Source organism: Salinibacillus aidingensis, assembly GCF_055393355.1.
Genome location: NZ_AP043759.1, coordinates 330,724 through 343,423, shown reverse-complemented (window position 1 = coordinate 343,423; position 12,700 = coordinate 330,724). Strand labels below are relative to the sequence as shown.

The following is a 12,700-nucleotide window of genomic DNA, read 5'->3' as shown; positions in this document are numbered from 1 at the left end:
AACTTTCATTATGTATTTATTCCTTTGGGACTGCATCAAATATAATTTCCTGCCTGACTGGTTCAACCCCATCGTCAGTTTCCTGAAACACAGGCTTTTCAAAGCGTTTAACCGGCCGATAGCCTTCTTTGTCCATTCGGGTTAAACAGTCATGAATCGTTTCATTCTCCTCCACCTTGAATTTTTTCTTCTTCTTTGCCATTTTTGTCACCACCAGCTACCCGTTTATTTCGTCTGATTCTGAGTCTTCGTACCTGCTTTACCCAGAAACCGCCATGAATGGTCTTCGGTTCATAGGCAATCATAAAGGCTTTTGGATCGATTTCCTGAATCGTCTGATACAAGTTTACCTCATACTTCCTTGGAGTCAAAATCTGCATAGCCAGACGATCCCCATCCATTCCGTGCGCATGCCAGCTTGTAACCCCATAGCCTTTATCTCTCAGCGTTTTAGTGAATTCAATATCAGGATTTGTGGAAATCACATTAACGGTAATATAACCTAAAGCAAGCTTCTCTTCAATTTTCGTACCAATCAGAACGCCAATCCCAAAACCTAAAGCATAAGCAATAACGTTTTGGATCTCATTCAAATTATCTAATACCAGGCCTAATCCGACAATATAAACGACGGTTTCAAACATACTGACTAATGCTGCCAAGTATCGCTGGCCCTTTAAAGTAAGCATCATACGAACGGTTGAGAGTGATACGTATACAATATTGATCACTAAAATAATCGATACCATAATCAGAGCATTTTCCAACATCGTAAAACCTCCTCTATCTTATCATTTGAAGCTCTTATTATTATAATCACCCACTTCCCAGTTTTTGCATAAATTATCTAGTGAACGTCGACCTGTTCAGCAGTCGCCCCCCTCCTGAGTTTGCACATGACAGGGGCGATCCTCAATTGTGCTTCAGAGGTCGGATGAACGCATTGACCATATATACTTACTTTGGAGGTAAAATTATGGATCCGTTTAAAAATATGCAGGACTGGAAAAAAAATATGGATAACTTTTTCGGGGAGCAGTTCTGGAGTGAATTTGAAGGCATCCTGAAACCACCCATTCCCCAAATTAATATGTATCAATCAGATCATGAAATCACAATCCTGTGTAATATACCCGGTACAAACGAAATCAAAAACATCGACCTGTTTGTAGACTATGCCAGTCTTGAAATTCAGGGTGTTATTAGTTTACCCGCTCATGGGAATTTAGTACAAGAGGAAATTTCACAAGGGGCTTTTGACCGATCGATTGAACTGCCCTTTCCCGTTCGGGGCGACAAAGTAGAAGCCACCTATAAAAATGGCCTGCTAACCATTCAGCTTCACCGACTGATTACGAAAGAATCCAATAAAAATCGCGTCGCCGTGCGGGTGATGGATGAAGATTAAAGGCGGTTGGTTCTCTTTATAATGGGGATGGATAATGGGGTTGGGGGTTGGGGATTGAGGGCTGCAGTCTCAGGAGTGAGGAAAGTTTCCAGATGTTCAATTTGATGAGGCCAAAGCGTAAATCCAGGGTCAGGCACTCTGGATTTTGTTATGCATTTTATTTTCCACCTGCTTTGATGTGGTCTGAAGGTGATGGTGCGGTTTAATGGATGAGACTTTGCCTGGATTTGGGCATTTTTTAATGTGTTTGGGGATGATTCATCCTGGATCGGGGTGCGTGGTTGACTAGATGTCAATCTTGGCGATGCATTATCAATCTAAATATTTTGGAATCAATCAATTTCCGTCATTTATCAATCGGGTTTCGGATTTAATCAATCAGATTCTATTATTTATCGGTTTGTTTATGTTGATGTAAGCAGGTATCGGGAGCGCGGCGCGTACGTATCGATCTATGTGCTGGTTGAATCAATCGGTTTTCCTGCTTTATCAACGGGTATTCAAGCTGTATCAATCTAATTCTGATTTTTATCGCTCTTCATTTTTACAGGGAAAATTTTATCAATCTATGTCAGGGTTTAATCGGTTGATTTGGGTGATAATCAAGTCTTTTTTACCGATTTATCCACCTGTTTCCGTCATTTATCGATCAGTTTTACCTATTTATCCGTCAGGCGCCCGGCAATCGGTCAAAATTAAGGAAGTATCAACCAAAACAGCGGGTTTATCCGTTGCTGCACCGCATTTATCAATCAAAAACCCCCTTTTATCGATCAGATTATCGGTCGGAAAAATTCATACGCAACATAGTCAAGTCCATAAAAAAACACCATACCCATGGTTATCCATGAATATGGTGATCATTTACATCCAGCAAAGATCTCATGATATTAAGTGATATACACGCGTTCTGTTTTTTCCTGATTGGGTGGCACCTGTGGATTGAAGCAAGTTATAAGCAACAGATGGAGATTCAACTTGCAAAAATTTCCGTGCCTCCTGATTGTTTATCGTTTTATCCATTAATAAGGCGTAATCCTGAAGGGCCTGAGCATGAGCATCCTTAGAAGAGATTTTACAATGAGGGCAAATCCACTTTCCCGATTTTCTTTTCATCGGAGCATTTTCACAATTGGGGCACTGCACACCTGTAATGAGGTCTGTTTTTGCGACTTCAAACAGATTGAGGATATCTGGATCTTCAGGTACGTTGCTCTTGATTAGCCGTTTGGATAAGGAACGAATTTGCTTTAGCGTCAGCACGTCTTTCGGATAGGCTGCCTGCATTTCATTTATTTTCTCCAACAGATGAGTGCTATGCAGAACCCTATTGACATATTCTGACTTAGGGTTGGTTGTTTTTAAAATTGACTTGGGGTTGGCCATAACAACCAGGTGTTCAACGGGAATTCCTGAAACTTTAATGTCCTCGAGCCACCTTTCAAATTGATATTTCTGATGCTTCACCTGCTGCAGCGGGTCGGAAAAGTCACCCACCCCGGAAACCAGCCCTCCATCCAAAAAGCCCCAGCCCGGACAAACCGGACTGGGGCTCCCATAAACAATTGATTAACTTAAGAAAATAAAATACAGAACGAAGACGACAAATAATCCATACATAATCGGATGAATTTCTTTTGTACGCCCTTTTAAAATCAGGGTTAGCGGATAAAATACAAAACCAATGGCAATTCCGGTTGCAATGCTGTAGGTTAAAGGCATCGTCACAACGGTTAAAAAGGCAGGTACGGCAATCTCAAATTGATCCCATTCTATATTTTTCAGGTTGGATGCCATCATGACACCGACGATGACCAGTGCTGCAGCTGTAACCTGGGAAGTTACCACACCCAGCAGCGGGGAAAAGAACAGTGCGAGCAGGAATAAACCAGCTGTAACGACTGATGCAAAACCGGTACGTCCCCCTGCGCCTACACCCGAGGTTGATTCTACATAGGATGTTGTAGTCGATGTCCCCAATACCGCTCCGGCAACTGTAGCAGCCGAGTCGGAAAATAGCGCTTTTCCTGCACGGGGCAGCTTATTATCCTTCATTAAACCCGCCTGCGTAGCGACTGCCACTAACGTCCCTGCTGTATCAAAGAAATCAACAAACAGGAAGGTAAGAATCACAACAAGCATTTCCATTGTGAAGATATCTCCAAAGTGGGCAACCGCTTCGCCAAAGGTTGGGGCCAGACTTGGGACACTTCCAACGATTTGATCGGGGGTGTCAATCAGACCGACGATCATCCCGGCAATGGATGTGATAATCATTCCATAGAAAATACCGCCTTTAAAGCCAAGAACCAGTAAAATGACTGTTATGAATATCCCAAACACAGCTAATAGAGTGGTAGGTTTTGTTAAGTCACCTAAAGCAACTAACGTACTTGGCTCGGCAACAACAATTCCTGCATTCTGTAAACCGAGAAAAGCAATAAACAAACCGATCCCCGCACCAACCGCCATTTTCATTTGGGCAGGAATGGCATTAATAATCGTTTCCCGAATTCCTGTCAGGGTCAGCACGATAAAAATAAGTCCTGAAGCAAGCACCCCCGCAAGAGCTGTCTGCCATGGAATTTCCCATGTTAACACTACCGTATAGGCAAAAAATGCATTCAATCCCATGCCCGGCGCTAATGCAATCGGATATTTGGCAAGCAGACCCATGATTAATGTCCCAATGGCCGCAGCCAGTGCAGTAGCAGTAAATATGGCCCCTGCATCCATTCGGTTTGCCAGATCCGGTACATCCTGTAGTGATAAAATGCTCGGATTTAAGAATAAAATATAAGCCATAGATAAGAACGTGGTCATACCCGCAATGGTTTCTCTACGATAGTCGGTTCCGAGCTGATCAAAATTAAAAAACTTTTTCATTTCCCTTCCTCCCTGGTTTGTTTTAATGAAAGAAAAAAGACACCCCCGGCTATAGCCAGAAGTGTCTGCGTACGGAAGGAAACTGCATACGTGTCAGGTTTTCATCCATCCTGAAAATACAGAAAATCAGCAAGGAAAATGTATGCAATCACCCTCGTAGTCAGACCATTTACGGCGGTCCGGTAGAAACTCATGGGCCATATCCCCAAAATTATACGATGGTATTTCTTCTTATTATTAAGTTCACTTTCATTGTAAAGGAGTCTTTTGCCTTTTGTCAACTGAATTACGAATATTTTACTAAAACTTAATTACTATTATTCGTTTTATTCCCATTCAATGGTGGATGGTGGCTTACTGGTCACATCATAAACAACACGGTTAATCTGATTGACTTCGTTGACCATCCTGTTCGAGATTTTTTCCAGAACTTCTAAAGGAACCCGTGCCCAGTCGGATGTCATCCCATCCACAGACGTAACAGCGCGAATGGCTATGGTATGATCGTATGTCCGGGAGTCTCCCATAACGCCGACACTCTTAATATTCGGCAACACGGTAAAGTACTGCCAGATTTCCTTCTCAAGACCTGCTTTTGCAATTTCATCACGCAAAATCGCATCTGATTCCCGAACGATCGCCAGTTTTTCTTCTGTGACCTCTCCAAGAACCCTTATAGCCAGCCCCGGTCCAGGAAATGGCTGTCTCCAGACAATATCCTCAGGCAGTCCCAGCTGCAGTCCAAGCTCACGAACCTCATCCTTAAATAACGTGTTAAGAGGCTCAATTAAGTCAAACTTCATATGCTCAGGCAGTCCACCTACATTATGGTGAGACTTAATGGTTTGTGCCGTTTCAGTTCCACTCTCAATAATATCGGTGTAAAGGGTGCCCTGAGCCAGGAAATCCATGTGTTCGAGCTTAGATGCTTCCTCATCGAAAACATAAATAAATTCATTACCAATGATTTTACGCTTTTTCTCAGGATCTGACACGCCGGCAAGCTTTTGAAGGAATCGGTCTTTGGCATCAATTTTAATCACATTCATGTGAAACTGATCCCGGAACGTATCCATTACGGTATCCGCTTCATGCTTTCGGAGCAATCCATGATCCACAAAAACACAAGTCAGCTGGTCCCCGATTGCCTGGTGAATCAAGGCCGCTACAACCGAGGAATCAACACCTCCGCTTAACGCACATAATACATTTCTGTCGCCCACTTGCTGACGAATTTTTTCCGACTGCATCTCAATAAAGTTTTCCATAGACCAATTCGCTTCAGCCTGACAAACATGAAAAATAAAGTTTTTCAGCAAATCATTGCCATAGGTTGTGTGATTGACCTCAGGATGAAACTGAACGCCATATAGAGGATGCTGCGAATGGCTGATGGCCGCAACAGGACAGGATGCACTTACCGCATCAACCGTAAAATCATCTGGCGCCTCTATCACTTTGTCACTATGACTCATCCAGACTATCTGCTCATGAGGCAGACGATCAAACAAGCCCTCCTCATGCCTGATGCTGATTTCCGCTTTTCCATATTCCCTGTCATCAGCCTGTTCCACATTTCCTCCATAATGGTGAACCATCAGTTGCATTCCATAGCAAATGCCTAATACTGGCACACCCATATTGAAAATTTCCGGGTCACAGCGAAAACTGTCCTCTTCATAAACGCTGTTTGGTCCCCCCGAAAGAATGATGCCCGCTGGTTTCATCTGTTTTATCTCTTCTGCTGTCAGACGATGGGAATGAAGCTCACTGTAAACCCCCATTTCCCGGATTCTTCTGGTGATTAACTGATTATATTGACTTCCAAAATCCAATACAACAATCATTCCTTGCTGTTTACCTTCCATTCGCATTCACCCCTGAACAATTTGATGGCTAACATTAAAATTCTGTAAAAAAAGGATTTCCACCCTCAAACGAAAAGAAGGCAGAAATCCAGTACATGCTATACGTCCATCCTGCCTTCATAGTCGGGATATTTAAGGTATCCCGGTAGAGACTCTCGAACCGTATTATCGAGGATATATGAAGGAATGAATCTTTCATTAAGTTTTTCTCATTCTATCAATCTCTTTCACAAGAATCAAGACATGATTTTCCTGATGAGATTTTCCCAGAGTTCCTGTTTGCGGGTCCAGTCGCTGATATCCTGCTCATCCCGATATAAAATTCGTTCATAAGCGTTTGTCAGCCGTCCCATTTCGTTTGTACGAAGCCGGTAATCCACCATATTGGCATATTCACGCAGGGTCTGATCTGAGTCTCTTTTGTATCCTTTATGGTTAAGAAGAGAGAGCAGAAAACGATAGGACTTCATATACGTTTCAATATCTGTATTTTTCGTCCACTGCCTCCGTTTGAACCAATATGCGATTGTGTACCTTTTCCAGTACAGGATACCCAGAATTCCTAAAAGAATAAGACCTGTGATGATCATCTGGTTCATCGAAATATTCCAACTAAAACCGGAACTGGATTCTTCCTCTGTGCTGGTTTCAGGAGTCTGTTCTTCCATCTCACTGACTGGTACATCCTCATTTTGGTTAATCAATTCCTCTAAATCCTGTCCCGAGGTCAAATCAATCGGATTATAAAAGCCCTTTGTCGGTTCAAAAGGGACCCATCCAATGTTCGGAAAATAAACCTCCACCCAGGAATGGGCATTTGAGTTCGTAATCTCATAAGTGTTAGCTTCAGCTGACCGGTCAACGACTTCCCCGGGTGCAAATCCTTTTACCCATCTGGCCGGAATATCAATAGAGCGTAATAGCATAACCATGGATGTGGAAAAGTTATCACAGTATCCTACCTGGGATTCAAACAGGAATTGATCCACATAATCCTGATCTTCACCAGGAACAGGTACATTTGTCGTACGATATTGAAAGTCCGAGGAATCAAAGTGGTCCTCTATTGCTTTGGCTCTGTCATAACGATTCGTTTCCTCAGCCGTTAATTCCTGTGCCAGTTCCTGAACTCTGGAGGGTAATGTCTCCGGTACTTGTGTATATTGATCCTGAATAGCCTGCGGATCCTCCTCGCTGCTCTCCCGTAAATTTTTCAAGGAGTATGTTGGCTGATCATAGGTAACCGCATAATCAGGGACAGATACCTCTTCACTGCCTTGACGGGGGTAAATTTCTCCTGTTCTTTGATTATAAGAAAAGGTATAGGATGAATTCCCCTCTGGCTGAACCTCTGTTATTCCATATGGATATACCAATTTTGGCAGCACTTCTGCTTCATTAAATGAAATGGTTCCCCGCTGTTCCTTCGTTTCGACTGAACCTGATATATCGGTAATAAATATAGATCCATCCGGGCTGAAGGTAAAGGATTCCTGTTCAGCCTGCTCCGACCGAACCCATCCTTTTCCTGTGTAAACATCTTTCGTTTCAATCTTCCAGTATTGAGCATCTTCTACCGTAGCTTCAAAAACGACGGAATGATCCTGTACAAAGGATCCTCCCAGACGCTCATCGTTCTCCCCGTAGCCAACCTTTTTAATGGCTGAACCTGAACCGCCACCGCTTCCCGTCACATCAGAGGCTGTGGTTTGAATAAAAGGAACAGGGTCCGGCCATTGAGGACTGGACTTAGGGGCCAAATATCCAATCACACTCGAAACAACGACAAGGGTTATAAGCGGCAATACCCAGGAAACATAATTCCCCTTTGGCAGCTTAAACAGCTTTTCTTTCATAAGCACACGCTGAAGATTGGTCACACCTAATATCATCATCGAAATAAAAAATGTCCGAACGATGGCATACCTGGCGTCATATACAGTGAACGTGTCTGTAACTGTAAGAAAGATGAAGGTTAGAATCACAAAAAATAACGTTCGTTTTGCAATCACAAACCAGTAGTAGAGCAGGTAGCTCATCAGCCACAATAAGACCAGGAATAGAAGCGAACGGAACAAAGCCGTCATTTCCCACCATTGCTGTGATAGCATGGCTTCTGTATTCCACTGAATGTCAGAAAATAAATGCTGGAACCAGGCAGAGCTCAGAAAGGTTTCCGAAAAGAACAATCCATCCAGTATAAAAAGCAGACCAAATAATTTAAGAGGAGATGTGATCCACCATTGAAGCTGCATATAAGACAGGAAAAAGCAGAACATCGTATACAAAACAAAAATACTGACATTCCCTGTATCCGTTATTTGATCTAACGGTCTCAGCCATTCCCAAAACAGTAAAAAACTGCCGATATATATGATCGAATTTAACCAAAACTGACGTTGCTGTTGGTTCGTCTCTAAACGCATATTACGCGTTCACCTCAATTTTTTCCTTCGTTAATATTTCTTCTGTCAGCAAATTGATGACAACGCCACTACTTTTCAAGTACTTCAACCGCTGATGTTCTTCACCTGAAACTAGTGAGCCTGATTTGACTAAAAAGAGCACGATACGGGAACTCTTCCTGTTTAAATGAAGTAAAGTCTCATAAAGCTCCAGTGATAAATCAGTGGTAATAACCATTGACATATAGCCCTTTGGCAGATTACCTGTCTCCTGTTTTATCATCTGACCAAATGGCAGGTTATTTTCAGGCTGCACGGTTGTCAGGTAGCGTTTGACCTGTTCCTTGCTCATCGGGTTCTTGTGAACAGGAATGACTTTTCGGTCAGCCCCTAAGGACGCAAAGAACAACTGGGCTGATTCTTCTTTAATCGTATCTATCAGAGATACCGCAACCTCCACGGCCCCCTCGAAATTCAGCCAATTATAAGAGTCAATCTTAGATGCATCAAATAGAATATACATATCCTGACTTTTTTCCTGTTCAAACTCCTTAGTCATCATTGCGTTGTTTTTGGCTGTTGCCTTCCAATCAATCCAGGACATCCGGTCACCTGGTACATATTCACGAACCCCTGATACAGCCATCGTATTTTTTACCATACGATTGTATGAGCTGGATTCTCCTTCCTCAAAGCTTTGGGCATGCTTATGAAGCAGCAGCTTTCGTTCCATGGGGTAAACCATAACAGAATCCTGAACTTCAAAGGTTTTCTCTCTTTTAATGAATCCAATAAAATCACCGGTAACAACCCGAACCTGATGAAAAAGATGCTCTCCTCTTGGCACTTCATCGATTTGATATTTAAAGGAAAACGTCCCTTTAAACCAGGGAAAAATGACCTTTTTGGCTTTTCGGTTCTCTTTCAGCACATCCGGACTGGCCATATGTGCAAACTTTTTTCTCTTCGTATCCCTGTACTGGACTGAATCAGGTAAAATATCTTCAATGATACAGTAATACAAGGGAAGCAATCGGGGACGTTTAAAGGTTATGTCCACCTCGATTGTACTCCCCGTTTCTGTAATGACCGTGGAAATGTTTCGCTCCAATTTAATACGGGCCATTGGATAAAAGAATAATAGCATCATATATAGAAATATTGGGAGAGTACTAAAAAATAGAAACCAGCTGACAAAACCGCCCTGAAACATTGCATATGCATACAAAACTCCTGCCGGCAAAAGGATACCGAGCAATTTTAGACCGTATTTTATAATCGTACCCATATCTATCCCCTATCTATTGGAACATTGGTCTGTGCCAAAACTTCTTCCACAATCATTTTTTCATCTTTATCCTCAAACTTACTTTCTGAAGTAATAATCATTCGATGAGACAGGACAAAAGGAGCTAAGTACTTCACATCATCCGGCACAATATAATCACGATTATGAATAAATGCATAAGCCTTGGCTGCTTTCATCAATGCGATTGACCCGCGTGGACTGGCTCCTAAATAGACCTGTGGATGATTTCTCGTACCGCTTGTAATATCGACAATGTATCGCTGTAAAGACTGGCTGACAAATACGTTATCAATTTCATTCTGCAGCTGAATCAGCTCTTCCTGAGTCATAATTGGCTCAATTTGATCGATAGGATGGGAATGGGATGTACGATTTAACATGTCCATTTCCTCCTGTGGACTTGGATATCCCATATTCAGTTTCATTAAAAATCGATCAAGCTGTGCTTCCGGAAGAGGATACGTTCCTTCATATTCAATCGGGTTTTGAGTCGCCATGACAAAAAATGGGCGTTTCAACGGGACACTCATCCCATCAACGGTAATACTATTTTCCTCCATCCCCTCTAACAGAGCCGATTGTGTCTTGGGTGATGTACGGTTAATCTCATCGGCTAAAACGATATTACCCAAAATTGGCCCGGGGCGAAATTCAAACTCCATTTCCTTTGGATTGTAGATGGAAACACCTGTTACATCTGAGGGCAATAAATCAGGGGTGAACTGAATTCGCTTAAACTCACAATTCAGGGATTTCGCCAGAGCACGAACAAGCATCGTCTTCCCTACCCCTGGAACATCCTCTAATAGGACATGGCCACCGGATAATAAGGCTACAATACTTAATTTTGTCACTTCATCTTTTCCAATAATTACTCTTTGAATATTTTGCAAGAGCTGGTCGGCTTTTTCTTGATAAACAAATGTCTGCTGGGTCATTGCTTTTATTTCCTCCCAAATAAATAATCGAAATATTTTGTGAAAATTTGCCACACTATAACTATACTATATTCCCAGTATGGACACAAAACAGAATTCTTATAATCTATCTGGTAATATTTAGTCTCCCCAATTCCTCCTATTCCCTTGGTAAAAATCGTAAAAACACTGTTATGACGGCGTTAACAAAACCTTCAAAATGTATTCAACAATCGGTAGCAAAGTCAACTATTTCCGTGATTTTAATCACATGTGAGGATTTGGAAACTAGATTACGATAATAGTGCATTAAAAATATTGGTTTATTGAGGGAGGGAAAATTGTGAAAGCCAATAGTATGATTTTTATCATTGGTTTTGTGCTTGCATTTGCAGGCGGCTATTTATTGTTTGGCAGCTCCAATGCTGCAGAAGAAACTGTTGATCCTGCACCAGCAGAGGATACTACAGCTTATATTTTTGGAAAGTCCTGCCTTACACCTTTATAAAACAAGTACCCAGCTAATTGACCAGGAGGATGTTCAAATGATCATGCTGTCAAAAGATTACATAGCACAGGAACAGGGGATTGCTGTCAGCAAAAACAAGCAGACCGAACGGGTCAAAGCTGTGCGGGAAAATGTAGAGGGTACCGATGCCTACAAAGAAGTCATGCAAGGGATTGATGAAGACTAAGGTTGAAGTTGAAGTTCAATTTTAATATTGAAAATCGTTCAGTTGAATCTTCATTCAGGTTTGAATAAAATATAGTTTGTACTGGAAAATAAATATGAAAACAAAATTCAAAGGGGGAAGCATACTTATGAAAAAGTGGTTATTTCTTTTCATCGCTTTATTCTTAACCATTGGGCTTGCAGCCTGCGGAGAAGCAGACATTGAGGAAGCAGAGAATGAAGATAATCAACAAGAAGACACAAATGGTGACAATGCCGGAGAACAGGAAGACAATCAAAAGGAAGAAGAAACAAACGAAAATACAACAGAAAAGTTTGCCATTGGGGATACAGTCAATTTTGATGGTGTCAAAATCACGCTAAACGAAGCAAGAATTGAACCAGGAGGAGAATTTGACACACCACAGAATGATCAGTTTGTTGTTGTAAATTTATCGGCTGAAAATACCACCGATGAAGAAGTCACCATGTCCTCTATTATGAATATAGAATTAAAAGATGCAGAAAGCTACAGTTATAGTACAACCATATTAACAGAAGGAATTAAAGCTCAGTTTGACGGCTCCATTGAACCAGGTGGGACATTAAGAGGAGAGATCCCATTTGATGTTCCAAAATCAGAATCATACGAACTGCATTTTTCAGATCCATTTAAATCTGGAAAGGCAATCTGGGAAATCCCTTCTGACCAGCTGTCACAATAAAATCAGGATGCTTTGACACACAGGTATATCAAAAGGAGGTATACAGCATGTTCCATCATTGCCTTGTATACTTCCTTTTTGCCTGAAATTTAAAATCAGGTACAATTACACATGTTTTTATAGTAAAATAGTTGCTGTAGATAAATTGGTAATTAAGGGGGGAAAGACCATGAACAGAACAGTTGAATTTGTGTTAGGACTTATTGGTGGTATTTTTGGATTCTTTGGTGCTATTATTGCGTTATTTATCGGTGGTGTAGATGCCGCAGTCAGCGACGGTTCCAGCGAGATTACCGGTTTGGGATGGGCAGCATTTTTATTCTCTGCATTAGCTATTGTAGGATCGGTAGTGGTTCGATCCAAAGCTAAGGCTGGCGGTATACTGCTCATCGTATCCGCAATCGGCGGACTAATCAGTATCTCAGCATTTTACCTTATTTCCGCAGTCCTGATTGGAATTGCCGGACTTATGGGTATATTTAAAAAGGATAAAACAGCTGCTTAAGTTT

At 41.8% G+C, this 12,700-nt stretch carries 14 protein-coding genes and 2 riboswitches; of the genes, 6 read left to right on the top strand and 8 right to left on the bottom strand.

From position 1 onward, the window contains the following. Positions 1–16: 16 nt before the first annotated feature. A complete protein-coding gene (locus ACZ5OK_RS01945; protein WP_343841725.1) occupies positions 17–202 on the bottom strand; it encodes an NETI motif-containing protein in 186 nt (61 codons plus the stop codon). Continuing rightward, complete coding sequence (locus tag ACZ5OK_RS01940; RefSeq protein ID WP_343841722.1) at positions 162–770, bottom strand: DUF2179 domain-containing protein; 609 nt, start codon at positions 768–770, stop codon at positions 162–164. Before ACZ5OK_RS01940 ends, ACZ5OK_RS01945 begins: the two co-directional genes overlap by 41 nt. Positions 771–976: 206 nt before the next feature. Here ACZ5OK_RS01940 and ACZ5OK_RS01935 point away from each other — a divergent pair, with 206 nt between their 5' ends. Further along, positions 977–1,408 carry an Hsp20/alpha crystallin family protein gene (locus ACZ5OK_RS01935; RefSeq protein ID WP_343841720.1) on the top strand — a complete coding sequence of 144 codons (432 nt, stop codon included), beginning with the start codon at positions 977–979 and terminating at the stop codon, positions 1,406–1,408. A 289-nt stretch (positions 1,409–1,697) separates the two neighbouring features. Next, positions 1,698–1,826 carry a hypothetical protein gene (locus ACZ5OK_RS01930; RefSeq protein ID WP_343841717.1) on the top strand — a complete coding sequence of 43 codons (129 nt, stop codon included), beginning with the start codon at positions 1,698–1,700 and terminating at the stop codon, positions 1,824–1,826. A 464-nt stretch (positions 1,827–2,290) separates the two neighbouring features. On the opposite strand, the gene ACZ5OK_RS01925 is transcribed toward ACZ5OK_RS01930, so the two are convergent. From ACZ5OK_RS01925 to ACZ5OK_RS01900, 6 genes are all read right to left on the bottom strand, one after another. Next, the gene (locus tag ACZ5OK_RS01925) at positions 2,291–2,905 is read right to left on the bottom strand and encodes a hypothetical protein (RefSeq protein ID WP_343841715.1); all 615 of its coding nucleotides are present in this window, start codon (positions 2,903–2,905) and stop codon (positions 2,291–2,293) included. 72 nt (positions 2,906–2,977) lie between these two features. Next, on the bottom strand, positions 2,978–4,294 hold the full coding sequence (locus tag ACZ5OK_RS01920; protein WP_343841713.1) for an NCS2 family permease: 1,317 nt from the start codon (positions 4,292–4,294) through the stop codon (positions 2,978–2,980). Between the two features lie 137 nt (positions 4,295–4,431). Continuing rightward, positions 4,432–4,533: riboswitch (purine riboswitch) on the bottom strand. Positions 4,534–4,620: 87 nt separating this feature from the next. Further along, on the bottom strand, positions 4,621–6,168 hold the full coding sequence (guaA, locus tag ACZ5OK_RS01915) for a glutamine-hydrolyzing GMP synthase (protein WP_425542224.1): 1,548 nt from the start codon (positions 6,166–6,168) through the stop codon (positions 4,621–4,623). A 94-nt stretch (positions 6,169–6,262) separates the two neighbouring features. After that, positions 6,263–6,364, bottom strand: a riboswitch (purine riboswitch). A gap of 34 nt (positions 6,365–6,398) precedes the next feature. After that, positions 6,399–8,588, bottom strand: coding sequence for a DUF4129 domain-containing transglutaminase family protein (locus ACZ5OK_RS01910; protein ID WP_343841709.1), 2,190 nt, complete (start codon positions 8,586–8,588; stop codon positions 6,399–6,401). 1 nt (position 8,589) lies between these two features. Then, a complete protein-coding gene (locus ACZ5OK_RS01905) occupies positions 8,590–9,855 on the bottom strand; it encodes a DUF58 domain-containing protein (protein ID WP_343841707.1) in 1,266 nt (421 codons plus the stop codon). 2 nt (positions 9,856–9,857) lie between these two features. Continuing rightward, complete coding sequence (locus ACZ5OK_RS01900) at positions 9,858–10,814, bottom strand: AAA family ATPase (RefSeq protein ID WP_343841704.1); 957 nt, start codon at positions 10,812–10,814, stop codon at positions 9,858–9,860. 322 nt (positions 10,815–11,136) lie between these two features. Between ACZ5OK_RS01900 and ACZ5OK_RS01895 the strand changes: the two genes are divergently transcribed. From ACZ5OK_RS01895 to ACZ5OK_RS01880, 4 genes are all read left to right on the top strand, one after another. Beyond that, positions 11,137–11,301: a hypothetical protein gene (locus ACZ5OK_RS01895; protein WP_343841701.1), complete on the top strand. Its 165-nt coding sequence runs from the start codon at positions 11,137–11,139 to the stop codon at positions 11,299–11,301. 37 nt (positions 11,302–11,338) lie between these two features. Next, positions 11,339–11,488, top strand: a complete 150-nt coding sequence (locus ACZ5OK_RS01890; RefSeq protein ID WP_343841698.1) for a hypothetical protein — start codon at positions 11,339–11,341, stop codon at positions 11,486–11,488. A gap of 127 nt (positions 11,489–11,615) precedes the next feature. Continuing rightward, positions 11,616–12,191 (top strand): DUF4352 domain-containing protein, encoded by a 576-nt coding sequence (locus ACZ5OK_RS01885; RefSeq protein WP_343841696.1) that lies wholly within the window; start codon positions 11,616–11,618, stop codon positions 12,189–12,191. 169 nt (positions 12,192–12,360) lie between these two features. After that, positions 12,361–12,696 carry a DUF4064 domain-containing protein gene (locus tag ACZ5OK_RS01880; protein ID WP_343841694.1) on the top strand — a complete coding sequence of 112 codons (336 nt, stop codon included), beginning with the start codon at positions 12,361–12,363 and terminating at the stop codon, positions 12,694–12,696. The last annotated feature ends 4 nt before the right edge of the window (positions 12,697–12,700 follow it).

What these genes read in the sequence shown, in the direction of transcription:
- ACZ5OK_RS01945 (WP_343841725.1), bottom strand. Translation starts at nt 202, where the DNA reads ATGGCAAAGAAGAAGAAAAAATTCAAGGTGGAGGAGAATGAAACGATT.
- ACZ5OK_RS01940 (WP_343841722.1), bottom strand. Translation starts at nt 770, where the DNA reads ATGTTGGAAAATGCTCTGATTATGGTATCGATTATTTTAGTGATCAAT.
- ACZ5OK_RS01935 (WP_343841720.1), top strand. Translation starts at nt 977, where the DNA reads ATGGATCCGTTTAAAAATATGCAGGACTGGAAAAAAAATATGGATAAC.
- ACZ5OK_RS01930 (WP_343841717.1), top strand. Translation starts at nt 1,698, where the DNA reads ATGTCAATCTTGGCGATGCATTATCAATCTAAATATTTTGGAATCAAT.
- ACZ5OK_RS01920 (WP_343841713.1), bottom strand. Translation starts at nt 4,294, where the DNA reads ATGAAAAAGTTTTTTAATTTTGATCAGCTCGGAACCGACTATCGTAGA.
- guaA (WP_425542224.1), bottom strand. Translation starts at nt 6,168, where the DNA reads ATGCGAATGGAAGGTAAACAGCAAGGAATGATTGTTGTATTGGATTTT.
- ACZ5OK_RS01910 (WP_343841709.1), bottom strand. Translation starts at nt 8,588, where the DNA reads ATGCGTTTAGAGACGAACCAACAGCAACGTCAGTTTTGGTTAAATTCG.
- ACZ5OK_RS01905 (WP_343841707.1), bottom strand. Translation starts at nt 9,855, where the DNA reads ATGGGTACGATTATAAAATACGGTCTAAAATTGCTCGGTATCCTTTTG.
- ACZ5OK_RS01900 (WP_343841704.1), bottom strand. Translation starts at nt 10,814, where the DNA reads ATGACCCAGCAGACATTTGTTTATCAAGAAAAAGCCGACCAGCTCTTG.
- ACZ5OK_RS01890 (WP_343841698.1), top strand. Translation starts at nt 11,339, where the DNA reads ATGATCATGCTGTCAAAAGATTACATAGCACAGGAACAGGGGATTGCT.
- ACZ5OK_RS01885 (WP_343841696.1), top strand. Translation starts at nt 11,616, where the DNA reads ATGAAAAAGTGGTTATTTCTTTTCATCGCTTTATTCTTAACCATTGGG.
- ACZ5OK_RS01880 (WP_343841694.1), top strand. Translation starts at nt 12,361, where the DNA reads ATGAACAGAACAGTTGAATTTGTGTTAGGACTTATTGGTGGTATTTTT.